At 61.6% G+C, this 25,540-nt stretch carries 20 protein-coding genes (1 of these 20 running past the window's edge); 14 read left to right on the forward strand and 6 right to left on the reverse strand.

Features of this window, described 5'->3' with window-relative positions; genetic code table 11:
- The 3 genes in view from JY96_RS06295 to JY96_RS06305 are tightly spaced (at most 15 nt apart) and all read left to right on the forward strand, a layout consistent with a single transcriptional unit that may run on beyond the window.
- Positions 1-2,997: the final stretch of a non-ribosomal peptide synthetase gene (locus tag JY96_RS06295; protein ID WP_035035891.1), read on the forward strand. Its footprint begins 25,635 nt before the window's first position; 2,997 of the gene's 28,632 nt are visible here — the last part of the coding sequence; the start codon falls outside the window, past its left edge; its stop codon occupies positions 2,995-2,997.
- A 13-nt stretch (positions 2,998-3,010) separates the two neighbouring features.
- Entirely contained in the window at positions 3,011-3,787 is a 777-nt protein-coding gene (locus tag JY96_RS22030; protein WP_052162206.1) for a TetR/AcrR family transcriptional regulator, read from the forward strand.
- Between the two features lie 15 nt (positions 3,788-3,802).
- Positions 3,803-4,966: an FtsX-like permease family protein gene (locus tag JY96_RS06305; protein ID WP_035035892.1), complete on the forward strand. Its 1,164-nt coding sequence runs from the start codon at positions 3,803-3,805 to the stop codon at positions 4,964-4,966.
- Positions 4,967-4,980: 14 nt separating this feature from the next.
- Here the strand turns inward: JY96_RS06305 and JY96_RS06310 are convergent, their stop codons facing one another.
- Entirely contained in the window at positions 4,981-6,009 is a 1,029-nt protein-coding gene (locus tag JY96_RS06310) for a YeiH family protein (protein ID WP_035035895.1), read from the reverse strand.
- Positions 6,010-6,085: 76 nt separating this feature from the next.
- On the opposite strand from JY96_RS06310, the gene JY96_RS06315 reads away from it, so the two are divergent.
- Entirely contained in the window at positions 6,086-6,976 is an 891-nt protein-coding gene (locus JY96_RS06315; protein WP_035035897.1) for a LysR substrate-binding domain-containing protein, read from the forward strand.
- A gap of 202 nt (positions 6,977-7,178) precedes the next feature.
- Here JY96_RS06315 and JY96_RS06320 read toward each other — a convergent pair whose 3' ends face one another.
- The gene (locus tag JY96_RS06320; protein ID WP_035035898.1) at positions 7,179-8,201 is read right to left on the reverse strand and encodes an AraC family transcriptional regulator; all 1,023 of its coding nucleotides are present in this window, start codon (positions 8,199-8,201) and stop codon (positions 7,179-7,181) included.
- Positions 8,202-8,334: 133 nt separating this feature from the next.
- Between JY96_RS06320 and JY96_RS06325 the strand changes: the two genes are divergently transcribed.
- Together JY96_RS06325 and JY96_RS06330 are read left to right on the forward strand one after the other, a co-directional pair.
- Positions 8,335-10,827: an alpha/beta hydrolase fold domain-containing protein gene (locus tag JY96_RS06325; RefSeq protein ID WP_052162207.1), complete on the forward strand. Its 2,493-nt coding sequence runs from the start codon at positions 8,335-8,337 to the stop codon at positions 10,825-10,827.
- A 2-nt stretch (positions 10,828-10,829) separates the two neighbouring features.
- Complete coding sequence (locus JY96_RS06330; RefSeq protein ID WP_052162208.1) at positions 10,830-11,795, forward strand: alpha/beta hydrolase; 966 nt, start codon at positions 10,830-10,832, stop codon at positions 11,793-11,795.
- 682 nt (positions 11,796-12,477) lie between these two features.
- On the opposite strand, the gene JY96_RS23840 is transcribed toward JY96_RS06330, so the two are convergent.
- Complete coding sequence (locus tag JY96_RS23840) at positions 12,478-12,888, reverse strand: SOS response-associated peptidase family protein (protein WP_235334034.1); 411 nt, start codon at positions 12,886-12,888, stop codon at positions 12,478-12,480.
- Between the two features lie 478 nt (positions 12,889-13,366).
- Between JY96_RS23840 and JY96_RS06345 the strand changes: the two genes are divergently transcribed.
- Positions 13,367-16,948 carry a CHAT domain-containing protein gene (locus JY96_RS06345; RefSeq protein WP_161784250.1) on the forward strand — a complete coding sequence of 1,194 codons (3,582 nt, stop codon included), beginning with the start codon at positions 13,367-13,369 and terminating at the stop codon, positions 16,946-16,948.
- A 32-nt stretch (positions 16,949-16,980) separates the two neighbouring features.
- On the opposite strand, the gene JY96_RS06350 is transcribed toward JY96_RS06345, so the two are convergent.
- A complete protein-coding gene (locus JY96_RS06350; RefSeq protein WP_035035905.1) occupies positions 16,981-17,934 on the reverse strand; it encodes a fatty acid desaturase in 954 nt (317 codons plus the stop codon).
- A gap of 416 nt (positions 17,935-18,350) precedes the next feature.
- On the opposite strand from JY96_RS06350, the gene JY96_RS06360 reads away from it, so the two are divergent.
- Genes JY96_RS06360 through JY96_RS06370 form a run of 3 tightly spaced genes read left to right on the forward strand, consistent with a single transcriptional unit; the run spans position 18,351 to position 21,388 of the window.
- Positions 18,351-19,175: a hypothetical protein gene (locus tag JY96_RS06360; RefSeq protein WP_035035910.1), complete on the forward strand. Its 825-nt coding sequence runs from the start codon at positions 18,351-18,353 to the stop codon at positions 19,173-19,175.
- A 3-nt stretch (positions 19,176-19,178) separates the two neighbouring features.
- Positions 19,179-20,315: a hypothetical protein gene (locus JY96_RS06365; RefSeq protein ID WP_152606378.1), complete on the forward strand. Its 1,137-nt coding sequence runs from the start codon at positions 19,179-19,181 to the stop codon at positions 20,313-20,315.
- Positions 20,316-20,323: 8 nt separating this feature from the next.
- Positions 20,324-21,388, forward strand: coding sequence for a hypothetical protein (locus tag JY96_RS06370; protein WP_035035922.1), 1,065 nt, complete (start codon positions 20,324-20,326; stop codon positions 21,386-21,388).
- Positions 21,389-22,256: 868 nt separating this feature from the next.
- Here JY96_RS06370 and JY96_RS06375 read toward each other — a convergent pair.
- Positions 22,257-22,541: a hypothetical protein gene (locus tag JY96_RS06375; protein WP_035035924.1), complete on the reverse strand. Its 285-nt coding sequence runs from the start codon at positions 22,539-22,541 to the stop codon at positions 22,257-22,259.
- 130 nt (positions 22,542-22,671) lie between these two features.
- Positions 22,672-22,938 (reverse strand): 4-oxalocrotonate tautomerase, encoded by a 267-nt coding sequence (locus JY96_RS22770; RefSeq protein WP_369796128.1) that lies wholly within the window; start codon positions 22,936-22,938, stop codon positions 22,672-22,674.
- 34 nt (positions 22,939-22,972) lie between these two features.
- On the opposite strand from JY96_RS22770, the gene JY96_RS22775 reads away from it, so the two are divergent.
- The 4 genes from JY96_RS22775 (at position 22,973) to JY96_RS06390 (ending at position 25,530) form a co-directional block, all read left to right on the forward strand.
- Positions 22,973-23,869, forward strand: a complete 897-nt coding sequence (locus JY96_RS22775; protein WP_081961590.1) for a LysR family transcriptional regulator — start codon at positions 22,973-22,975, stop codon at positions 23,867-23,869.
- A 62-nt stretch (positions 23,870-23,931) separates the two neighbouring features.
- The gene (locus JY96_RS23075; protein WP_152606380.1) at positions 23,932-24,192 is read left to right on the forward strand and encodes a hypothetical protein; all 261 of its coding nucleotides are present in this window, start codon (positions 23,932-23,934) and stop codon (positions 24,190-24,192) included.
- A gap of 411 nt (positions 24,193-24,603) precedes the next feature.
- On the forward strand, positions 24,604-25,029 hold the full coding sequence (locus tag JY96_RS06385; protein WP_035035928.1) for a PepSY domain-containing protein: 426 nt from the start codon (positions 24,604-24,606) through the stop codon (positions 25,027-25,029).
- 24 nt (positions 25,030-25,053) lie between these two features.
- Positions 25,054-25,530, forward strand: a complete 477-nt coding sequence (locus JY96_RS06390) for a DUF2271 domain-containing protein (protein ID WP_035035930.1) — start codon at positions 25,054-25,056, stop codon at positions 25,528-25,530.
- The last annotated feature ends 10 nt before the right edge of the window (positions 25,531-25,540 follow it).

Below are 25,540 nucleotides of genomic sequence, written 5' to 3' on the forward strand. Positions count from 1 at the left end.
GTCATGGCCCTGTGCCATGGCGCCAGCTTGTACCTGGCCACGAGCGAGGCACTCATGCCCGGCGACGCGCTGTACCGCACCCTGGTCGAGCAGCGCATCACCCACGCCACCTTGCCCCCGGTTGCACTCAGCGCCATGGCCGACCAGGCCCACGCGGCCACGACCCAGGGCGCACCCTTGCTGCCCGAGCTGCAAACCCTGATCGTGGCGGGTGAAGCCTGCCCCGCCAGCGTGCTGGCCACCTGGGCCCGAGGCCGGCGCTTCGTCAATGCCTACGGCCCGACCGAAACCACCATCTGCGCAAGCGCCCATGAATGCCATGCCGACACACCCGATGGCCTCGTGCCCATCGGGCGCCCCATCGCCGGCACCCACATCCACGTGCTCAACCAGCATGGCCAGCCACAAGCCATCGGAGTCACCGGCGAGCTGTACATCGGCGGCTCGGGCGTGGCGCGTGCCTACCTCCGGCGCCCCGAGCTGGATGCCGAACGCTTCGTGCCCGATCCCTTTGCCGCGCATCCGGGTGAGCGCCTGTACCGTACCGGTGACCTCGCCTGCTGGCGCCAGGATGGGTCGCTGATTTACCTGGGCCGCAACGACCACCAGATCAAGCTGCGCGGCCTGCGGATCGAGTTGGGCGAGATCGAAGCCTGCCTGCGTCAGCACCCCGATGTGCGCGACGCGGTGGTGTTGCCCCAAGCGGCATCCGCAGCGTCAGGCGATGGCAGCGCGCAACCGGATCTGCGCCTGGTCGCGTTCGTCGTGCCCAGGGCGCAGGCCGACGCAGCCGCAACGCCGCAAGGGCTGCAACAGGATCTGTACCAAAGCCTGCGCCAGGCCTTGCCCACCCACATGCTGCCGAGTGGCATCCTCACCGTTCCCAGCCTGCCGCTGACCCCCAATGGCAAGGTGGACCGCGCGGCCCTGCTCGAAGCCAGCCAGCAAGCCCATCAAGCCGCCCCTGCCCGCACACCAGAAGACAGCCCCCGCAACGAGCTGGAGCGCGCGCTGTGCCTGATTTGGCAAGACACCCTGGGCCTGGATACCCCATGCGGCCGCCATGCAGACTTCTTCGCCCTGGGTGGCCACTCGCTGGCTGCGGCCCGGCTGATGAGCCGGGTCAGCGCGCTGGGCGTCCACCTGCCGCTCGCCCAGCTGTTCCTGAACCCGACGCCCGCTTTGCTCGCGGCAAGCGCCAGCGCACACACGCAGCCTGCGCATGAGGCCTCCCCCACATTGGCCTTGCGCGCACAAGGCCACAAGCCCGCCCTGTTCCTGCTGCCTGATCTGGCCGGTTCGGGCTTGCCTTACGTGGCACTCAGCCGCCTCATCGACACGGACCGGCCGGTTCATGCCCTCACGCTGCCCCGCCATGAACAATCGGGCCAAGCAGCCTTCAGCTCGCTGACCCAACTGGCCGAGCTGCACGCACAAGCCATCCAGCAGGTACAAGCACACGGCCCCTATCACCTGGCGGGTTGGTCCGCGGGTGGGGTGCTGGCCTACGCCACGGCGGCACGCCTCGTGGCGCTGGGCGAGACGGTTGCCTACCTCGGTCTCATCGACGCGCCCTGCCCGGCCCCTTCTCCCACCACCACGCCAGGCGCCACGGCCGCCACACCACGCGAGGTGCTCCTGGCCTACCTGGCCAGCACCATCGACCTGGAAGCCCCCACGCACCGCGCCCAACTGCAACGCTGGTCTGACACCCACGCCACGCCCCGCATCGAGCAAATCATCGACGAAGCCCATCGCGCCCGGCTGCTGCCAGCAGAACTCGATGCCCAAGCCATCGGCCCTCTGCTGGCCCAGGCCAGCACGCTCGCCCACCTCGTGCAGCACAGCCCCTTGCCGCCGCTGGCCATGGCGGGCCCGCTGCACTACTACGCCGCGTCAGGAGGTGAAGCACAACAGGTTCAGGCCTGGCGCCGCACCCTGGCGGGCCAGCTCATCGTGCACCCCATCGAGGCAGACCACTGGTCCATCCTGCGCGCGCCTGCAGTCGACACGCTGGCCCAGCACATCAACCAGGCCCTTCAGCAGGCCACGCCAGCCGCGGCGCCCACAAGCCCGCGCCTCGCCTCGCTCATCTCCGCGCCACAAGGCGCCAACAGCTCAGCCGTGGTGGCCATCCAGGCCGGCTCCTCAGCCGAGGCCACCGTGGTCTGCATCCCCGGTGCCGGTGCCCACGTCACCTGCTTCGTGCCCTTGACGCAGGCACTGGGCCCGCATATCCCCGTGCTGGGCCTGCAGCCTCGTGGCCTGGACGGCCAGGCCGCGCCCTTTGACACCGTGGAAGAAGCCGCAAGGCACCACGTGCAGGCGCTGCTGGCGCTGGGCCTGCCTCGCCCCATCACCCTGGTCGGCCACTCCTTTGGTGGCTGGATCGCGTTCGAGGTGGCCCGGCAACTGCGCGAAGCCGGCCGCCCCATCGGCCAACTCGTCCTGCTCGACAGCACGCCGCCCTCCATCCAGGGCGCGGCCGGCCGCCAGTTCGACCGGCTGAACGCCCTCATCGAACTCACACGCCTGCTCGCCCAGCAAGCTGGCCAGGCACTCCCGCTGCGCCGCGAGGCACTCGCCGCCATGGGCCCCGAAGAACAAGTTGCCGCGCTGCACCGCGCGATGATCCAGGCCGGCCTGCTGGGCCCGGCCAGCCAGACCAGCAGCGTGGTCCATCTGGTGCGCGTGTTCCACGCCAACCTCAACACGCGCTACATGCCGCTGGCCGAGCTGGACGTCGACACCCTCATCGTCTGCGCCCAGGACACCCCATCCGGCCAGGACCGCGCCACGCCCTGGCTGCGATTCGTCCCGCGGGCCCGCGTCCAGCCCATACCGGGCAACCACGTGAGCATGCTGCAGCAACCCCACATTGATATAGTCGCTGCGAAGCTTGGGCAACACCAGGCGCCGGACACCCCACGCAGCAAGCACCACGCACACGGCCCTGCATCGGCCCAGGCGCCCAGCTTGCAGCGCAGCCAAACCTGAGGCAGTGAGGACCATGAACCAGCGAAACTCCGCCCCCAATGTGACCCGCCCCTGGCGCGGCGAATCCGCAGACGACCGTCGCCAGCAGCGCCGCGAAAAGCTGCTGGAGGCCGCGCTGGACGCCTTCACCCAACACGGCATCGCCAAGACCACCATGCGCGACATCTGCGCCGGGGCACGCCTGACCGAGCGCTACTTCTACGAATCCTTCAGCAGCACCGAACACGCCTTCGACCAGGTCTACGCCTTGCTCAAGACCGAGCTCGTCAAACGCGTCAGCACCGCCTTGTTCGCCGCCCCCAAGGACATCGAAAGCCTGGCCCGCGAAGGCCTGCGCGCCTTCTACACCTTCATCCAGGAAGACCCCCGCCGCGGCAAGATCATGCTGATCGACGCCGTCAGCGCCAACCAGCTCAGCCTCGAACGCTCACGCGGCGCCTTGAAGGAATACGTCGTGCTGATGGAGCAACTGGCCGAAGACATGGTGCCCGCCAACGTGCGCAAGAGGCTGGATGTCGAATGGCTGGCCAGCGGCCTGCTGAGCCTGGCCATACAAGTGGGCGCCATGTGGATTGCCGACGGCATGCGCCGCCCGGTGGACGAGGTGCTCGACTACAACCTGTATGCCTGGCGCGGCCTGCAAAGCTGGATGACGCAAGCCAGCGCCAGCGCCGCGCAGGCGGGCAGCAAGAGCCCACGGCTCAGCAGCGTGCCGTCAACTGCACCAACAGCCTCACCCTCACCTCGCTCAGGCAGCGCTGCCGGGCCAAAGCCCACGGGCAAGCCCTGAGCCAAACACCAGCACATGGGCCTGCTCCAACTTGCCATCCGCAACGCCTTTCGGCACAGGCTCCGAACCCTGCTGACCGTGCTGGGCCTGGCCGTGGCCACCATGGCCTGCGGCCTGATCAACACGGTGATCGAAGCCTGGTACGCCAGCGCGGATGCCAGCTCCAGCACCCGCCTGATCACGCGCTCGGCCGTCTCCTTCACCCACCCGCTGCCGCTCACCCAGGCTCAGCAGATACGCAGCGTGCCCGGCGTTGCTTCGCTCACCTGGCTCACCTGGTTTGGCGGCATCCACGGCAACAACCGCCAGCCCTTCACCAAGCTGGCCGTGGACGCTGACAGCTACTTCAGCGTCTACCCCGAATACCAGCTTGCCGACGCCCAACTGCGCGCCTTCCAGCAAGACAAACAAGGCGCCGTCATCGGCCCCAAACTCGCCGCCACCCTGGGCCTCAAGATCGGTGACACCCTGCCCATCCGCGGCGACAAATACCCTGGCGCCTGGGCCTTCACCATCCGGGGCATCTACCAGCCGCGCGACCACAAGGCCGACGACGCACTCATGCTCGTGCATTGGGACCTGCTCGCCGGCACGCTCCGGGCCCGGCTGGGCAGCAACACACCCGATCTCATCGGCGTCTACGTCGTGGGCATCGACGACGCGGGCCTCGCACCGGCCGTGTCAGCACGCATCGACGCCCTCTTCCAGGATTCGGCCGCCGCCACCAAGACCCAAAGCGAGCGCTCGTACCAACTGTCCATCGTGGCCATGAGCCGCAACGTGCTGCTGTGGTTGCGCATCGTCAGCATGGGCCTCATCGTGATCAGCCTGCTGGTGCTGGCCAACGCCATCACCATGTCGGCCACAGAACGCCTGCGCGAATACGCCACGCTCAAGGCCCTGGGCTTCTCGCCGGCTTACGTGGCCACCCTGCTGTTGAGCGAAAGCATGGTGATCGCAGGCCTGGCCGTGCTGGCGGGCATCGCCCTCACCTACCCGGCGTCGGCCTTGTTCGTGTCTTCCGTGGGCAGCCTGGTTGATGGCTACACGGTGTCGCCGGGCACCTTGCGCATGCAAGCCAGTTTCGCGCTGCTTGTGGGCCTGCTCGCAGCCGTGGTGCCAGCGTGGCGGATGTCTCGCGTCAACGTGGCCCAAGCGCTCAGCGGGCTGGCAACTTGAGCCCGCCGCAGCCCTCAAAGCGCCACGCACTGCACAGCCAGCCACGCCATCGCGGTCAAAGCGACCAGCGAAGCCGTCACCACCAGTGAGAGCCGAGGGCCGGCCGCCGCGACATGCCGAAGGTTGACGCTCAGGCCCAGCGCCGCCATGGCAATCAGAGTCAACCAACGACTCAGGGCTTGCGCCCCATCAGCCCAGGCCGGCGCGATGCCCCCGGTGGCGCTCACAGATGCCAGCACCAGAAACGCCACGATGAAGCCCGGCAGCACATCGCCCCACCGGCGTGCAGGCAGCGAACTGGGCTGGTGGCCGCCAGATCGTCTGGCATGCAGCATCGCCAAGGTCAGCACCACGGGGCCCAACATCAGCACGCGAATCAGCTTCACCATCGTGCCCAGTTGCACCGCCATCGGCCCCATGGGCGCGGCGGCGGCGAGCACCTGCGGCACGGCATAGACGGTCAAGCCGGCCAGGATGCCACTCGCCGCAGGCCCCAGGCGCAGCGCAGCGGCCAAGTGCGGCATGCCCATGACAACGGCGATGCCCAGCACCGCGGTGAAGGCCGCAGAGGTGGCCACATCCTCATGGTCAGCCTTGATGACCGGGGCCACCGCCGCAATGGCAGAGTTGCCGCAAATGGCGTTGCCGCACGCGATCAAGGTCGCCATGCCATGAGGCACCCGCATCAAACGCGCCATCACATACGTGGTGCAGATGGAAGCCACCACGGTGATCACGATCGCCGCCAGCAAGCCGGCACCCATCGTCTTCAGAACGTGGACATGAATCGTGCAGCCCATCAGCACAACAGCCCACTCCAGCAGCCTGGACGCGGCGAAGTGCGTGCCGCTCAAGCAGCGCTGAGGCAGCCCCCAGGCCGTCCGAACCGTTGCGCCGATCAGGATGGCGAGGACCAGCGGCTCGATGACAGAGCGCCCGAATGCCACTTCCAGCACGTGGGCTGCAGCAGCCGATACCAGTGCGACGAGTGCACTCAGGATCAAGCCCGCTACGAGTTCGGAGGGGTTTTTCGTGTTTGCCATGCCCACACGATGCCGCCCGGCGTTCAATTCGTCCAATCGATTGTTTTCAGCAAATCAATCAGATATCCTGATCGATATGACACTGGATCAATTGCGCGTTTTCGTGGCGGTGGCCGAAGAGATGAACATGAGGCGGGCCTCGGAGCGCGTCCACCTCTCTCAGCCTGCAGTCAGTGCGGCCATCTCTGCTCTGGAAGAGCGATATGCATTGCCCCTGTTTGACCGCGTTGGGCGCGGCCTTTTGCTGACCGAGGCCGGGCAGTTGCTGCTCCCCGAAGCCCGCGCCATCCTGGCAAGGGTTCAGCATGCGCGTGCCATGTTGACCGAGCTGGCGGGCCTGGAGCGCGGTGAGGTCCGCATTGCCGCGAGCCAGACGGTCGCCACGTATTGGCTACCACCCCGCATGGCCCGGTTCGCCACCCTGGTGCCCAAGGTGAGATTGACACTGCAGGTGGGCAACACCCAATGCGCCGTCGATCAGGTGCTCAACGCGGAGGCGGATCTGGCTTTCATCGAGGGGCTGGTGGACGCCCCCAACCTGGAGGTGGCGCCCGTTGGGGCCGACCAGATCGGCCTCTTCGCGGCGGTGGGGCACCCTCTGACCCGCAGGCGGCCGCGCTTGCGTGACTTGATGAATGCGCGCTGGGTCATGCGGGAACAAGGATCTGGCACCCGCGTTCACCTCGAAGAGGCCTTATCCGCCGCTGGTTGCGACATCGCCGCCCTGAATGTGGCCCTGGAACTGCCATCCAACGGCGCCGTGCTGGAGGCGCTGCCTGGCAGCGATCTGATTGCCGCCACCTCAGAACTGGCCGCGACGGCGCGCATTCAAGCGGGCCATCTTGCGCGCGTGCGTTGGCCCGTTCCGGCACGACACTTCTACATGCTCACCCACAGGCAACGCACCCTGGGCAAAGCCGCTGCCGCCTTTGTCAATGCGACCAGAGACGGGGCCTCGCTGGCTTGATGAGCCTGAGGTCGTCGTTCTTCAGGTTGACGGCGCTGACATCCACTCGGCAGATACGGCTGTGAAGGCGTTGGCTGGCTGATTGCTGCCCCCAAGTTTTGATGTCAGTTTCGGCGCCTGCCTGAAGTTGACATTCGTGAGCCCCCATCCGCATCACCATCGGTCAGTTGTGCAGAGGTTTCACGAAAAAGTCCTGACGCGATCAATTCATTTTGATCCGTGCGGCAGAGGGTGCATGCCCGAACCATCGCTTGAACGCCTGCGAGAAACTCGACAGATCGCTGAAACCCATGCGAGCCGCGATGTCGCTCAGCGACAGGGACTCATCAGCCAGCAATTCCTGCGCTTGGCGCCCCCGGACTTCAGCCACCAAAGCCCGGAACGACGTGCCTTCGTCTTGAAGCCGCCGCTTCAAAGTTCGGTCACTGATGCACATCGCCTGTGAGGCTTGGGGCAAGGTCGGTATCGCGTTCAGGGGTACCACGGCCAGGTACTGACGCACCCATTCCTGCGTGCTCAAGCGCGCGCGTCGGCGCTCCAGCAAATCGAGGCAGGCTCGCTCACACATGGCCACGGTGATGGGGTTGGCTTGCGGCAAACGAAGGTCCAGCAGCTTGCGGTCAAACGACAGGCTGTTGGCCTTTCCGCCAAACGCCAATTGCACGCCCGTCTCGCGCTGGATCGTGCTCAGCACCGAAGCGTCGGGCCGATGCGCGTGCTTGAGCGTGAAACTCGACAACGCGAACGCCGGCCCCAGCGTCTCCCGCATCAATCGGGACGCGGCGGCCATGTCTCGTTCCAGCAGGAATTGCCGGACATCGGGCTCCACGTCCGGTTCGGCGAAGCGCACCGAGCAGACATCGTCATCGAGCTTGCTGGAAATGTCGCAGAAGGCGAACGTCAGCGGAATGAAGCGCAAGGCCAGCGTCAGCGCGTCAAGCGCCGTGGCGCTGCTGATCAGGCCGAGCCCCCAGAAGCCGTAAGAGGCGAAGTTGTAGCAAAGGCCAACCTCCAGCCCGAGCCCAGCTTGCTTCTGTCCCTTCACCAGGCGCTCGACCACGGCCAGTTCCTGGCGGGCGTCCAGTTCCACGCTGGAATCCACCAGATCGGCCTCCTTGAGCCCGGTGCGCGCCAGCAGTCGGCCGGCATCCATGCCACGCCGCTGGCCGAATTCGACCAACAACTTGACGCTCGCCGCACTGCGCTTGTAGCTCCAGAAACTCATGCCAACCTGTAAATGAGGGGGTGGCCTAAATCATAAAGCGTTTGACCTATCTCAACATTCACGAAGCATTCGATTCAAACCATCATGCGGGCCATTGCCTCAACAAACTGCCGCACTGGCGGGTTTTCATCGCATGCAAAGTATCGGCTTGGAACAGAACAAACCCCTGGACGCCCTCATCATCGGTACGGGCTTCGCCGGGGTCGGTATGGCCATCGCCCTCAAGAAGGCGGGGCTCGGGGCGTTCCTCATTCTGGAAAAGCAGCAGGAGGTGGGCGGCGTGTGGCGCGACAACGCCTACCCCGGCGCCGCGTGCGATGTGCCGTCCCATCTCTACTCCTTTTCGTTCGAGCCCAATCCCAACTGGTCTCGCGTCTTCGCCCCGCAAGCGGAAATCCACCAGTATCTGAAGCACTGTGCCGACAAGTATGGCTTGCGCCCCTTCATCCAGTTCGGCCAGGAAGTGGCGCAAGCGAGCTATGACGAAGCGCTCGCGCTCTGGACCGTGACCACCCGGGCCGGCCTGGTCTTCTTCACTCGTGTGCTGGTCACGGCCACCGGCCAGCTCAGTCGGCCGGTCTACCCCAAACTGCCGGGCATAGAGACATTCCGGGGGCAGGCCTTTCATTCGGCGCATTGGGATCATGAGCAAGCCCTGGATGGCAAGCGCGTGGCCGTGGTGGGAACGGGTGCATCGGCCATCCAGTTCGTGCCCGCGATTGCAGGCAAGGTCAAGGAGATGACCGTCTTTCAGCGGTCGGCGCCGTACATCCTGCCTCGTCCAGATGGCCCCTATGCGGGTTGGCGCAGAGCACTGTTCGCGGCACAGCCCTGGACGATGAAGCTCCACAGGGCCCGGATCTACACGCAGTATGAAGGCCGCGCTGTCGGCTTCACCAGAGTCAGGTCGTTGATGGACCTGGTGGTGGGGCTGCCTTTCAAGGCCTTGCTGCGCCGGCAGGTTGCGGACCCTCAACTCCGGGCTCGCCTGACGCCGGACTACCCCATTGGCTGCAAGCGCATCCTGCTGTCCAATGACTACCTCGCGACCTTGGCCAAGCCTCACGTCAAGGTGGTGAGCGATGGCATCCGGCGCATCACGCCTGAGGGCATCGAGACCAGCGATGGCCGCCAGCATGCCGTGGACGCGATCATCTACGGCACCGGCTTCGCGGCAACAGAGTTCCTTGCGCCGATGAAGATCACCGGACGCGGCGGGCGTGACCTCAACGATGCCTGGCAGCAAGGGGCCCAGGCCTACCTGGGCATCACCGTGCCGGCGTTCCCCAACTTCTTCATGCTGTACGGCCCGAATACGAACCTGGGCCACAGTTCCATCATCTACATGCTCGAAAGCCAGATCGCGCACGTGGTGAAGTGCCTGAAAGCCGCCAGGAAGCTCAAGGCTGAGGCCATCGAGGTGGACCCTTCGCGCTACACCGAATTCGGCCGCATGGTGCAAAGGCGACTCGCCTCCACCGTGTGGCAAGGCTGCAAGAGCTGGTATGTCGATGCCAACGGGCACAACAGCACGAACTGGCCGGGCTTCACCTTTGGCTACCGCTGGCTGACCAGATATGCTTCGCTGAACGCCTACCTCTTCTCCACGCCTGTTCAGGCTTCGGCGAACGTGACGAAGATCGCAGAGCCGATCGGCGCGATGGAGACGCTGAACGCTGCGGCCTTGAGGGTGATGCTCAAGAGCACCTTCAAGCTCGCCATCCGCCCCCCGGTTGATGTCGCCATCCAGCGAATCGTCGTCGAGACTTTGTCTCGCCTCATGCCCAGTGAGGGCCGCACACACGTTCGACTGAAAGACATGGACGGCGTGAAGGTGGAAGTGGTTTCCCCCATGAGCCACCCGAGGTCAGGCAAGGTGATGCTTTATCTGCATGGCGGTGGCTTCTGTGTGGGCAGTCCGCGCACCCACCGCACCCTCACCACCAGGCTGGCTGCGGCAACCGGCATGACCGTTTGCGTGCCGGATTACCGCCTCGCGCCTGAGCACCCGCATCCTGCGGCTTTGGATGACGCCTTGGCCTGCTACCGAGCCTTGCTGAAGCAAGGGCTGTCGGCCCAGGACATCGTCCTCTGCGGCGATTCGGCAGGGGGCGCGCTTGTGCTCATGTTGGCCTTGAAACTGAGAGACGAGGGCGGCGCTTTGCCCGCGGGATTGATGCTCCTGTCCCCCTTCCTCGACGGCACGCTGAGTGGGCCCACCATGACGACCGCCATGCGAGTCGATCCCATGCTGAATATTTCATGGCTGAGACAGGCACTGCGATGGCATGCCGCTGCTTCGGACTCGTCGGATGCGAACATCCTTGGCCTCGATCTGTCAGGGCTGCCGCCGATGCTGATCCAGGTCGGGGACCAGGAAGTGCTGGGCTCTGATTCAGCCAGGCTGAATGAACAGGCGCTCCGCTGCGGTGTCGCCAGCCGGCTTGAGGTGTACAGCGGTCGTTGGCATGTGTTCCAACTGCAGGCCGCATTCCTGGCTTCGGCCCGACACGCGATCAACCAGCTAGCCTTGTTTGCCCAAGCGAGCGTGAGCACGCCAACGGCCATGGCCTTGGAGCCAAGCACGCCCGTCAACGAGCCCTCGCTCTCGATTCAGGAAAACTGAAGATGAACCGCCGCTATCCCGACACTTCGCATGTGCGCCTGCGTGAAATCAAATCGACTTTCACAGCTGAAGGCGCGCTGTGCGCCGCCACCCTCTACGTGCCTGCAGACGCCAGCCCTGACCAAGCGTTGCCTGCCATCTTGATGGTCGGAGGTTGGGGCAGCGTCCAGCGCGCCCTGACCTCCTCTTTCACCCACAGCTTCGTCGAGGCCGGGTTCGCCGTGATGGAGTTCGACTACCCAGGCTGGGGCGAGAGCGGCGGGTTTCCGAGACAAGGCATCAACCCCTGGCGCCGCACGCGCGTGGCCGACACCGCGCTGGCCCACCTCAAGGCCCAGCCCATGGTGGCCGCACATCGGATCACATTATGGGGAACCTCCTTTGGTGGCGGCCACGTGGTGGATCTGGCTTCCCAGCATCCCGAAATAAAGAGCGCGATCATCCAGGTCCCCATGCTCGATGGCCTGGCCACGACCCTCGCGACGCCACCGCTGCGCTTGTTGAAGATGGCGACCCTCGGCCTGCTGGACTTGCTCAAGCCGGGCAGGCCCATCTACATCCCCACTTTGGCGAAACCAGGCGAGTTCGGAACCATGGACCGCGACGAAGCCTGGCAAGCCATGGAAATCGCCTTGGATGCCTGGAAGGACCGTGCCTACGACAATCGCGTTGCCGCGAGATCGGTCCACACCATGCCGTTCTATCGGCCCTGGCTGCGGCTGAAGGATGTCAAGATTCCCATGCTGATGATCGGTGCGACGGGCGACACGGTTGCGCCCTTCGTCTCTGACAAGGTGCGTCGAGTCGGGAACCCCAATGTGCAGGTGATTGAGGTCGATGCGAACCACTTCGATCCTTACTTCGACCCTCTGTTTCCGCAGATGCTGGCGCATCAGCTGGCGTTCTTGAAACAGGTTGAAGTCAGTGAGGAAAAGCCTCTGGCTGCACGAATCCAGCGCACCGGCTGAATTGAGCATGGGGCATGCGCTTTGAGCGCATCGGCTCATCGCGATGATCGGACCGATTTGAGGCCGGAAGCTGACTCTCTCCACCAGTGGGCTGACCGGCAGCACCCGCTGCACAGCGACCATGTGCTGATCATCCCTGTGGATCATCGCGTCGAGGTTCATCCGATTGCTGGCCCAACTCGATGAAGCTGGTGAGCGTCGTGTTCTAGTTCCTGGTGGAGGTAGCAAGGTTATGCGCCCCAAGCCCAAACGAAACTGCAGGGGTGCAAATCAAGCCCGATTGGCCGCCTTGGATGGGCATTTTCTGTTGGTTCATGGAGTGGACGTAGAGCACCAACATTGCCAAATAAACTTGGCGGCTCTGTATAGCCCGACCAGTGGAAACTAGAGGTAGCCCACCATCACGGCGCAACCGACTCCGAGCCACAAAAGACAAACGGCGACATAGGCTGGGGCGACTGGCCACTTGGCCATGGTCAGCAATGCCGGCACATCGAATACCGCCCCAGGCACTGCGACGACCAGGCCCAAGGCTGTGGAGATAAAGAAAGCAGCCACCAGATTGCCGATAACGCAATGCAGCCTTTCTGAGCTCATGGTGTTGATTCTGAGCACCAGATCGACGTTTAACAATCCCCACCAAGAGGGCTTGCCTTGCGCTTGCGTGGATCTGGCCAGGTCATCACAAGAGCTTGTCGCTACCCTTGCGCTGGGCAAGGACGGTGTTGGTTCGCAATGCGTCAGCTTGGTCGAAAACCTCTGGGGGTTGGAGCTTGAGCAACGACCTGGCGTCTCCTTCTGAGCCGGTAAGCCATTGATCCCAGTCGTCAGGATCGACATGCACCAGAGATCGTTTGTCCTGCGCATCTTGCGGCAAGGCTGGATCAGGTTTGTGTAGGCGAGCAAGTAGTGGATGTCCGTCGCAATTGCGGGTAATCATTGTGTAGCTGGGTACCACCTGACCTGTGTCTGGATCGGTCCATTCGTCCCACAAGCCTGCAATCATCCATGGCTCACCGTCGGCGCGCTTGAGCTGCCACCAGATGTTCTTCCCTGTCTCCCAGTTCGGCTCTTGGTACCACCGGCACGGGATAAGGCAGCGCCTTTGAGAACGTCGGCTTCTTTTTTATGCCCTCGATGCGGGCATTGTTCGTTGAGCGAGGCCGAGGCGCTAGTGGCTTCTTGCCTGGCACAGCCTTGGGCTGGATGTAGTCGACGCGACCAAGTTGGCCAGGGCGAATCAGGCCCCACTGGCCAACCACTCCGTGTAGCACCTTGCCCTCTAGCTTTAGAAACAGGCCCGTGCCAAAAGGGCCCACAGGCTTGACTGCATAGGACGGGCCTAGCCCAGGTAACCATAGCTCACGCAAGTGCTTGCGCACAAACCGCTCCAGGTCTTCCTTAGGGACTTCGTCATGCAGGTTGCACATTGGTTTACCCCAGTCGCTTAGCCATCTCTTTGATGACGTTGAAAATGATGGTGGGCCCCAAACTTTCGCAAGTTTTGAATGTGCAAACAAACGCGACCACCTCTTGAGGATGACGTCAGAATTCAATATGGAGACAGCACGATGGGAACTAATCCTGAGACCAGCGCATCCAGTCGACCAGCCCTGCTCTTCCGGGTTCGGACAAGTGGTGCGCACGAGCGTTCAACCGCCTATTTAGACTTGGCACTTTTCCACTTCGACAACGCTCGTTTTGAGCGCTCTAGAGCGTGGCTAGGCCGCGCTATGCGCAGCCTAGCCACCGCTCACGCGCAATATGCAGCTGCGTGCCTCAATGGGTTGCTTGCATACGCCCAGCAACACGGTGCAATGGGAGTTTGTATTCTCAGAAGTGAACTTAACGCTGGGTTGGATAAAACCGGCTGGACAGACTCGATGCGCTTGGCGCCTCCCTCGTCAGATTGGCCGCCCGCCGAGCGCGCATGGACCATGCGGTACTTTGCCAGGCTTGTCAGATATCGTTGCCAGGATAGGCACGCGTATGTCTCTGCCATTTGGTCAGTTCAGGCGTCCGCCGAAGCTGAACAATTTACTCACCAAATGCTACTTGACCAACTCTCGACGCTCCAGCTCTTTTCCAAAGACAGCGAGCTTGAAGATGTCTTGCCGGTGGTACTTGAGGTAGGAAAGTTGGCTGCAGCGGCAAGGCAACCGCACATCATGGAAGAGATGCTTGAGCTTGCGCAGAAGATTGCTCCGTCAGACATCGTTGTAGCTGCAAAGTCGTTCCTGATACGAGCAGATGCAAGTTCTTCCCGGTGGTCTCGCCTAAGCCTTTGGAATTTGCTCTTGCGAACCTCCGAGCGGGAATCCAATGAGCTTGCACCAACTCTGGAAGCCCAAGAGTTCGGTCTTCCGTCTGGCACATGCATTGACGAAGTTACTGCCGCTATTACAAAGGTAGGCGAATTAGCTGGCGAGTGGCACGGAGAGATTTTGGTCGAGTTGTTACTCAGGAGTTCTTACGTATTCATGCTCACGGGAGCTGCTGACGAGGCTTTCGGAGCTTGCGACTCAGCGGTCGCAGTTTGCCGTAGAGATGGAATGCTTCACCTGTTGCCCCAAGCTCTGACGATGTCCGCCCTTGCCAAGGTCTCGACCCTCGACCTTGTTACTGCCGAGGCCTATGTTTCTCAAGTCGTCACGTCAATCCATCGCATTGGCAGCCACAGCGTCGCCTTGGCATGCTGCCTCATCCTAGTGCGGTGGGGTCGATACTCACTCATTCGCCGTTCTAGCTACCCAGAGGCAAGCGCCTCATTTGCGCTTGCCCACAAGGTGGCTACCCAGTTTGGCCTGAAAATTTTGGCCGCCCAGGCCCTTATGGACATGGCATCGGTGGATGACTCTATTGGATACCGCCATCTCAGTGCCTCTCGCGTACGCTTGGCAACTAGTACCTTCTTGAGGGCGCACTGGCAATCTGAGCAGCCAGACGACGCCGTTTTTAACCGAGTGACTTTTGCTCTGAACGAAAGTGCGCTGGCTTACACCCTTGAATTGAACCCAGACGGTGTTGACCTCGTATGCGCGGACATGCGGCGCTTGCTCAAGAGACCCGCGCCGAAGCTGCCAAGGTCGAGCGAACACGCAGAGGCCAGAAGGGCCCGAGCGGCCTGGCTGCGTCATGCCAGGTACCGGTTGCAAATATTCGGGATGATGGGCCTTCTAGCTAAGGCACTGCTGAAGGCTCGCGAGGGTGACAGGAATGGTGTTCATGCAATCTATAAGTTAGCTGCGCCTCGCGTCGCTCGGCTGCCGGAAGATGACCGCCACTTCTTCATGGCCCAGTTTGCTCGTGAGCGCAACGATATTGACACTGCATTCGAAGCCACTCAGGCGTGGGCGAAGCTCAATCTTTCCAGGGGGATACTGGCTGAAATCCGCAGCTTCTTGGAGTCCTCAGGAGGGGAACTCCCTCAAGCAGAACTGCGCGTCCAAGCCGCTCAGGTTCTCTTTCAGAACATGCAAGGGCTCAATACTGTTCGAAAATTTCAGGCCGCCGAAGACGTTCTGAAAAAAATCGAAGGTCTGATGGGAAAGGAGTGGTTTGATACCTTGCCGAAACTTCGACTGCAAGGGCGCCTAGAGACAGCCAAGTTGAAGCTAGGGTTGCGTCGCCCAAAGGAAGCGCTTGAAGTTGCGCAAGCATTCATTCAGCTCTATGAAGAAATCGAAGCGCAGGTCTCCGACGATGCTCGAATGCTGGCGGTCACAGGCGAACACGGGCTTTCCGACGCTTACGTGATAGCGGCAGCAGCTTTCATTGAGCTTGGACGCGTTAACGAAGCCTGGCAAGTCGGAGAGTGTGGTCGCGGCCGCGCACTCAAGCATCTTCTCGCCCAGTCTGAAAGACCTGAGGCTTCAGAAACCGCAAGCAAAGAGGGGCGCCATGTCCCGGACGTGCAGGCAGCCATAGATGCTTCTCGCACATACCGTCTATCCCAGGAACCTGCAAGGCACTCTGATAATGCCGACGGCATTTTTAGCGGCAGCCATGTCAACGTCGGTACTTCGTGGGCCGCCCAATCTGGTTTGCGAGAAGCCGCCGTTGCCCGACAGCAGCGATTTTTAGAGGAAGCAGAAATCGCGTCGACTGCGCGCCGGTGTCCACATAACACAACCATCCTCGCGTTCTCGCTCGTGGAAGACATCTTCTTGTCTTGGTCTGTGGATTCAACCGGTCTGAGATCGTCCCATCGTATGTCGCTTGAGAGCCGAGAGGTTGCTCAGCTCGTGGCAGGGTACCTCCGAGCATGCACAGAATTGCGGGGTACGGAAAGCTTCGGCACTCGGCTTAGCAAGCTCTTGTTAGAGCCTCATGCGGCCTCACTACCGGTTGGCCGGGATGTCGTCATTGCCCCGTACGGAGACCTCTTCCGACTACCGATTCACGCTTTGCCATTTGACGATGGCAAGCCATTTGGTATGTCTAGGGCGGTCAGCTACGTACCTGCCGCCTCTATTGTCGGGCGCCCGTATCGCCAAAGCAGAAAGCACTCTGCGCCTGTTGTGGTGGGGCGCCCGGACTCTCCAGGAGATGCAATCCATCGCGAGCTTGTAGAGGTTGGCTCAACTCTCGGCTGCGAACCAGTGATTTCGTCCGGACTGCAGAAGGCTGAGCTTTTAGAGCTCGTCAGCCTTGGGTCACCGATACACATTGCTGCTCATGGCCACTTTGACCCTGAACAGCCATGGCTCTCAACTTTGAACTTGGTAGGGGCAGACGACCTGGTAAGCGCCGGGGAGTTGGCTCAGTTGAAGCTGCATGCTGAGCTGGTGACGCTGGGCGCTTGCTCGACCGGCGCGGCGGACCGAATGCGCAATGATGTAACTGGATTCGCCCGGGCATTCCTTGCCGCCGGTGTAGGCACGTGTGTATTGAGCCTATGGGAAGTCGATAGCAGTGCCACTCACATGCTCATGGCAACTTTCTATCAGGGCATAGCGCAAGGCAAGTCCCCTGCGCTGGCTCTTCAAACGGCCCAAGCAGCCTTGGTCGACATGGGCGATGCTGGGGGCATTCGCGGCCGCGTCCGTGCACTGACTGATGGCACCCATGACGATGTCAATCCAAGCTTGGACTGGTCACACCCCTACTTCTGGGCGGGCTTTGTTGCGATCGGCCCGCGAGCCTCAAGCTAAAAGGCACACGCCTTTCGGTCGTGCGCCCCAACTTATCTTGGCTGACGCTGAGCCGAAGCCACATCTAACGCCGGCTGCTTTGACAGCTCCACGAGCCAAGCATCGACCGCCTCCAACCATGAGCCACGCATACGGCTGTGCAGAGTCTCGTCCTGACGTAGCGGCTCGCTATAGGCCAGAGCTGTGTCTGCCCAGTACTGCCATGCTGCCCGCTTAGAAGAGTCTTGCCCCAGATGGTGTTGCGGATGATGCGGCAGGTCTCCTGCCCACCAGCACAGACGGATCAGTGTTTTGGAAAACACGCTCAAGATGAACAGGCTTGTCGAAATGAAGGTCCACTTTTCAGGAACGATGGGTGATGCATGCCTCCACTGGCAGAGCGCGACAACTCGCTCACGCCCCCCAGCTTGAGGATTGACGTTCCAATAGTGACGGGTCACCAGTTCGCCATATGCTCCAATGTTGCCGCCGACGAGAAGCAGGAGCACCGCGCCAAGGAAGCCAGGCATCAGGGTGAGAGCACCTGCAATCGATGCCAAGCCACCCCAGAACGCCCAAGCCCCAAGCATGCGTATCGGTGGACCTGAGAAGAAGTTCGCCTGAAGCCGCCTCCAAGATGTTCGAACATGCCACCAGGGATTCAGCGGGATTAGGAGGGCCAGCATCCGCAAGGCGATGACACTCCGCCCAGGCCGAAACCCCTCCTCGTACAGCTCGGTCGCCTCTTCATCATGAAACAGTTGAGCCAGTTTCCAGAATGCGTGGTGTTTTTGGTGGATCTCCCGATATCGCTTGAGTGGAATGGACAGGGAAACGATTCCTATCAGGTCACCCAGCAGATTGTCGAGCCACGGAATCCCATAGATTTTGCCGTGGGATGCGTGGTGAATCAAAACGCTGCTGCCCTTGGTTTTAATGTGGGCCATGAGCGCGAAGGCAGTCAAGAGAGTCGCGATTGCCGGCGGATTAACTTCGATGAGGGCCATGTTCAGTCTCCTGTAGTTAAGCCAGAACGGAAGTGGCGTTGAACAACGTCTGGCAACTCCAGACACTAAGTGCGCTTGCAAGTACCACCACAAACAGGTAGCAGAGCAAGTGCTGAGTGACACCCATCGGCTTGCGAGGCGGCTCCTTGCTGTGTGTCAGCCCGGTGAGCCAGGTCCAGAAGCGTTGGGTGAACCGTGGCAGCTTTGCCAGGGCGTCGCGGTTGTCGATCGGATTGGGTCGCATGGGGTAATCTCAGATTGGGTGGTTGAGGATTGCCTGGCCAGGTGACTCAATGATCATCAGCGGAGTGCCTCGATAGGACAGCCTATAGGCGAGGCTTCTTCGCATATCCCGCGCTAGTTCAAACACCCTCAGCTATCATGAAAGCCGCCGAGCTAGCCTCCACAGACTTAGCATGCCGCGTCAATCCACACGCCTACACGTGCCGCACCTGCGCTACAAGCTTGATGTCTTGTGTGCGCAGCTTCGAAGAAACCAGGATTCCCTGGCGACCGAACTGTGCGTCTCGCCAAATACGCTGAGCGAGTACATCAACGGAGTCGCCTCTAAGCCCAGCAAGCCGCCAGAGTCGATGCCGGCCGCCAAAGTTGATCTGCTTGCCAAGTTGCTTCAGAGGTCGGGTCGACAGGGGATTTCTTCCCAGCAGGCCGTGGACGCGTTGCGGTCGGCGGACAAGGATGTGTTCGCATCGCTCTTTCAACCGCGGCGTGCCGGGAACCTAGCGGAACTCCTCGCCGGACGGAGCAGTGAGTTGGTCATCACTACTTACGTCGTCCCGCTGCAAATGCGTCGTGCGTTGGCGGATCAGGACGCAGATGACAGGCCCGTCCCGAGTGGACCCGTTCGCCTCAATCACGCGGTGAGCGGAGTTAAGTTCCGGATCTTCACTGAACCGGGCGCTCGCCTGTTTTGCGCCTGTTCGTACGGAGAGCATTTGATCCAGGTGATTCCTGGATCACGCCATTCTGGCTCTGTAACGAAGGCCTGGGAGTTGGTGCCCCAACCACCTGCTGACCACATTCAGTTCTTGCCTTCGGAGGGGCGGCACCGTTTCATCTTCATTCAGGCGTCAGCCCCAACTCTCCAAGCGCGAGCCTTGGAGCATGGACTCAAGGAGTCGTTGCAGGGCCACGAGATTGAGGCACTCGCCAGTCAGCTTGCCGATCTGCCTCTCGACAATGCGTGGAAATGGGGCGAAGTCGTGATCGAAGTGGAGTGATGCGTGGCAGGCAAGTCTTCGGCAGGCGCTATCGTTGACGTGCAGGCCGCGCTACGCGGTGTCCTTGAAGAAATGATCCGTTTGGAAGGACTGCAAGCGAAGCCGGAAAGGAGCGCTGTGCAGTCACAACTCGATGTTCAGGCCTTGCTGCAGGCATGGCAGGAAGGAGATGTCGCGGCCTTAGGCCCGCACGGGGGGCAACTGATCGCCTCATTGCACTCGAGCCCCGCGATTCGTAGTGCCCTGAGTTCTCTGCAGGCCCAGTCTTTCCCGCTCTTCGACGGTACGGGAAAGGTTGGGCGTTACCTTGGAATGATCTCGCGGGCGCTCAAGCAGGATGGTGTTGATTTACCTTCCGGCATCCTGTTCGCCGAGTACCCCACGCACCGATTCAATGCCTGTGTCGTCTCCACGGCCCAGGGCAATCTGTGCCTGATAAACACGGGACTGATCAAGTTGCTGTATCACGTCAGCGTAGCGGCCAACTACGCTTACGACGAGGATGGGCGCCTGGGTGCTGTCGACAGCGCCCCGGTCAAGGTGGCTACTGCGCTTGTCCTCTCGGGCGTCGCACAGTATCTCGGTACAGGGGTGCACGTCCACGTCCAGGCCACCGGCCACGTGCTACCTCCCGAAGGTCTCTATGATGCGACTGCGCTAGCCTACGCGATGCGGTTGTTTGTTCTCGCGCACGAGATCGGGCATGTCGTGCTGGTGCACACCGAGGTCGAAGATGCACAGACGCGGGTGTGCGCGCTGGCGGAAACATCGGTGATCTGCCGCGAGCAACGGGATGAGTTTGCCGCCGATCGGTTCGCCCAGGACGTGCTGCTAAACATCGATCAGCATGGGTTCTTCGCCGAGCCTGTCGCGGCGGGCGGCCTTGCATTCCTAATGGTCCATGCAATCGTTCTGCGTGTCTCGGCACAGCTCGGCCATGCCACCCCGATCAGGCCAGGAGATGAAGAGAGCCACCCACCAACGATGGAGCGAATTAAGGCACTGGATGTCCATCTCGATACAACTTATGGTGAAGGCAACCGCGAGGCGCTAGGGCTGTGTGTCGTCCTTCAACGCATCCTGATTGCGATCGAACACTTCGAGATCGTGGCCATCGGCGATGGCGTCGAGTTGCGATAGCACCGCGCATGATCTCGGATGACCTAGGTCCCAAGCACGCGAACCGGTTGTTTCGGACACCGGTGGGCACCGCCTCTGCGCGTCGGCTCCGAGCCGTTGACCTGAAGGCGTTCACTCCAAATACCGAGAGCGAGGTCGATCACTTCCTGGTGGCTTTCTGCGAGGGCTGGAGGCAGCGGGGGCACGAAGGCGCCCTTCCCGAGCGTCGTGGCGCACGAAAGGCGATGGATGAACAGGATCGTAACTTTCTGTGGCTGTGGGACCTCGCGCGAAAGGAGATCGGGCGGAAGAGGCGCGACCCATCTGTGGCCATCGCACCGCTACTGTCCCTAGGCAATCCCGTGATCATCCCCGGCCCGAGGCCATTGATCGTCATGGCAGAAGGGCTCTGGTCGCTGATCATGAAGGTCGCGCTCGGAATTTTGGTCTGGGCTGATGGTCCCTCCGGTTATGAGGACGCGGGGCTCACGTTTGTGCGCCATGCATGCGAGGAGTGGCGCACCAACGATCCGGAGCGAGGGCCGCCCGGTAGAGCGGTAATCTCGCTGTCAACGCTCGACCAGGACATCACGACGTTCGCAGTGGGCCTGGCTCACGGATTCTTCACCTGGGCCTATTTGCATGAGCTGGGCCACTTTCGGCTTGGGCACCTCCCCAGTGCCGTGGTCGCTCGGGCTGCGCTGGCCGGTGATGATAGTCAGGGACAAGACCCGAAGGGCGAGGTGCGCGCGTACATGCACGCGGAAGAACTTCAGGCTGACGCCTTCGCAGCGGATGCGTATCTCCGCTTGATGCCCCTGGAGCTCACGGTGCGCGGGCGGATGGAGTTCGGCCAGCAGATCGATCACGCGCCCTTGATTGGTATGGAGGTCATCAATCTGGCAATGCGACTTGCAGGCCGCAGCGGCGACCTCACGTCCAGCACCCATCCGGCGCCCTTGACGAGGCGATCTGCGATGGCTGATTCGTTCGAACCAAGGTTCACGCTAGCGGGCAGAAGCTTCTACGCGGCCTGGACCGCCAGGCTGATTGAAGCGGGCGAGGCACTTGGCGTCCCTCGCCACCTGGTGTGATCGGCACGCGCAGCAAATGAAGTTGGTTCGTGATCCGAGTCCTGTTCGACTGAGCAACAACGAATTGCAGCTCTCAGCTGCCTCCAAAGCGGCAAAAACAACTGACTGACAATGGCATGCTCACGCAGCCAGGTACATCAAGCGAAAAAGTCGAAGTGCTTCCTTGACGAGGAATTCGCGAAGAGCTATGAAAACGGGTGCGAACGTGCAGAGCGTATTGGCGCCGAAGTTGACAGCGCTACAGAGTGAAAGTTCACAGCGACTGGCAACTTCTGCGATAGAACGAAAGCCACCATTTATTGCTATAGCGGTAGCAGGTGCCTGTGTCCAAAGTCAAGGTGAGATGGGGTGACATGGACGACCGCTTTCGCTGCGAACGAGCCGCTCATCGCCATGGGCCGAAGGACCGCAACGGGTCGTCAGCGGTCATTTCGCCGATTTTGGTGGAGCATTCCCTTCTCGGTGCGTACGATCTCCGAGTGCGTTTGTGCGGGCAATGCGATGCTCGCAATCAAGTCTTCGGTACTCTTGCCGAATGCCGCGTATAGCTCCGGTCAGTGGTGCGAAATACAGCTGGGTGGCCTCTTTGGCCGCTAGCTGAATGTGAGTCCAAATGGACGACACGAGCATTCCTGTGGACTGAGACAGGTTCACGCTACGCCCAGGGTATTGATGTGTCAATGCCCCGATTTTCCGCGACGTACGTCAATTCGGCAGCAAGCTAGGGAAATCCGAAAAGTTCAAGAATGAATGAACAACTGGTTCCAAAATGAATGAGCAAAGCGCCGCTAAGTGAATGAATCACATGGCGGCCAAGTTCAAGAATGAACGACGCTCAACAGTACTTGGCCCACATGTCGGTTCTCACTCAGTTGTCGATGTGCAGGCCATCGGCAATCGCCACCTGCCCACCCATGCTGTAGCGCCCGCCGCCCACGGCCACCTTGCCGGGCCAGGCCGCCAAGGCCTTGGCCACATCAGCGGCCGTATGCGGTGAAGCAATGCGGGCCACGCGCACGCTGTAGAGTTGGGTGACGTTGCTGACCAGCAAGGACTCTGCAGCCAGCAACGGCGGCAGCCCGGGCGCTGCCATCAGGCCTGCAGCCGCCAGCGATTGGGCGAGGACGCGCCGGCGGGGGAGTGATGTGGTCATGGAACGGGCCCTGCGGTTTGGATTTGTTTGATGTGTTGCGCAGGTTAGCGGAGGTGGAGGGCTGCCTGGAGCAAGGACGACGCCGATGCCTGGCCAAGGGGACAGGCAAGGTCGCAGCTATGGCACCGCATCAATCATCGGCTAACAGCTTGCCCGCCTTGGCCCATGCATGCTTCGGTACCTCCTGGATAAGGACATCAACGCTTTCTGGCGGGCATCGAAGGATCTCAACAGCGATGCGCGTGACCTCCTGTACGAACTCACGCTTCTGGTCTGACGTACGGCCTGGGTGCATTTCCAATCGCAGGATGGGCATAGGTTTCTCCGGTTTCATGCAGGGCGACATGCCCGCGTGGAGCCAGTGTTCCGCAATGCATGGCCGCGATAAAGATGCCATGATTCACGACATTCCAAACCTATAGGTGTTGAATGTGGACAAGCTCGCATCCATGGAGGCTTTCATTCGCGTGGTTGAATGCGGCAGCTTTGCAGGGGCGGCCGAAATAAGCGGCGTATCGGCAACCATGGTTGCCAAACAGATCCGATCCATTGAAGAGCGGCTCGGCGCCCGCCTGTTGCACCGTACGACTCGCCGACATCAGTTGACTGAAATCGGACGTCTCTACCTTGAGCGGTGTCGTGCTGCGTTGGCCAGTGTCGAGTTGGCGGAATCCACTGCACTTGAATTGCAGAATTCCCCAAGAGGCCGGCTACGCATCGTTGCACCCGTTGGATACGGTGGGCGCACCCTCGCGCCGAAACTTGCTGGCTGGCTTGGCATGCACCCCAATGTCAGCGTTGATCTGACATTGGATGATCGACCAGAAGAGCAAGTCATCAAAGGGCACGAACTGGCGATTGTCATTGGTGACCTGCGCGAATCCACGCTGGTCGCTCGCCCCTTGCGCCCGTATCGTCGCATATTGGCTGCGGCGCCATCCTATCTGTCGGCACATGGCGCGCCTCAGCATCCAAGCGACCTTGCGCATCACGCATGTTTGGGCATTGGCTATTGGCGGCATCATGACCGATGGCATTTGCACGGACCTGGTAATCAGACCTGTGTCGTCAACGTGTGCGGTCGCTTTAGCGCCAACCAGGGTAGTGCGTTGGTGAGGGCCGCCGCGCATGGTGCGGGCATCGTGCTCCAACCGCAAGACGCGCTCGAAGAAGAGATCGCTGCGGGTCGCCTGACTCCGGTGCTTCCTGCTTGGTCGTTCATGCCGACACCAGTTAACCTTGTTTACGCCCAGGATCGGCGCCCAACCGCGAAGCTACGCAGTGCGATTGATTTCCTGATCAGGCAATTGGGCGAATCGCACGTTTGATACAAGGTTGGCCCCCTTGGTGGGCAACCGTCGTGCAATGGAATCGAAGAGGGAGCACAAACATGGAAGACGAGAACTTCGAAGCCGAATATGCAGCAGAGGAAGCAGATCGCCAACGCAAGGCTGAGCCTCCACCTGCACTGGGTCGCACCGAATTTCTCAGTTGGCGCTCACCGCGCGAGGCACAAAAGGGCCCGACCCTTCTCGACAATCCACTCTGGCACTGGCTTGTGAGAACTCGCCACCCCGCGTACAGCGCCAACAATGCATTTGCTCAGCAGCTTCAGCAGAGCGTCGGCTGGGCGTGCCGTGCGCGACCTTGACCGCATCGCGATCATGGAGGTGGCTGGCCAAGTACCGTGTGGTTGACCGGTTCTGCGGGTTCTGCTGACATTCAGGCCGTGAGGCGACAGAGCGCTGCGCCCTGACTCGATCCTGTGGCCGCTGCTCCTGCAAGGTCTGCGCACGCAGTCATCTCGTTCCTGACGGTCGTAAGCCATGACGGCCGAAGCCAAGTGTGATGGGGGATCCCATCCGGTGCACCCATGGCTTCACTCAAGAACTTACACCACCTCCTGGGACATCACCATATCATTGGGTGCGGAACAGATGGTGCATCAGCCATTAAGCGTTCCTTCAGAATCGCACGGCAACAATGCCAAGCAGCAGGACAGCAGAGGCCGCATACAGATGAACGAACTGTCATGTGCCAACCCTCTTCATTGGAGCCTTCCATGAAATGCCTAAGCTCATTACGTCATGGCTTGTTGGTTCTATCGCTGGGTCTGGCCGTCCTGCCCACGTGGGCCAGCGATGATTGCGATGCGCCGGTGAGTCGCTGGCAGTCCCGCGAAGCTTTGGCGCGGTGGGCATCCGCACAGGGCTGGCAGATCAAGCGGCTGAAGATTGATGACGGCTGCTATGAAGTTCTCGGCACGGATGCTCAAGGCCGCAGGTTCAAAGCCAAGATCGATCCGGAAACCTTGAAGGTGTTGAAGATGAAGCAAGCCGACCACCAACGTGCCCGGGAACGCGACCGCGACCGCGACCGCGATGGCGCGGGTGCTGCGAATCACCACCGACCGCCGCAGCCGGATGGCGCCGCCGTGCCAGCGACTTCGCCTGCATCAGGAGCCGCGCCGCGCGGCCTGGTTGAGTAATCCCCTACCCACAGGAGCATCGCCATGTTCAAACCTCTTATGACCCTTTTGGCCACCGCCTGCGCGCTGGCCCTTCCCGCCGTGGCGCAAAGCCGTCCGCTCACGCTGACCGCCCAGCTCAAGAACTACGGCGGCGATGGTGCCTACCTGGCGGCGTACCTGACCGATGCCAAAGGTGCCTATGTACGCACGCTGTGGGTGGCCGGCGGCAAGGCCAAGTACTACCGGCACCTGTCTGACTGGAACCGCCTTTCTGGCGGGGACAGCAAACGCCTGAACGGCGTGACCGGCGCCAGTGTGGGGGCGGGACGCACGCTCAAGGTCACCGCTGATCTTGCGGATGCGCTGATTGACGCGGGCTACGAAATTCGCCTCGACGCTGCCGCAGAAGACATGCGAGACAGCCCATCGGAAGTCCGCATCCCGCTGTCCACCGCCAACGCCGGCAAGCCGCAGGCCGGCAAGCAGTACATCCAGTCCGTGATGTTCCAACTCAAATGATCGGGCGCGA

This window comes from Aquabacterium sp. NJ1 (assembly GCF_000768065.1).
Lineage (GTDB): Bacteria > Pseudomonadota > Gammaproteobacteria > Burkholderiales > Burkholderiaceae_C > Aquabacterium.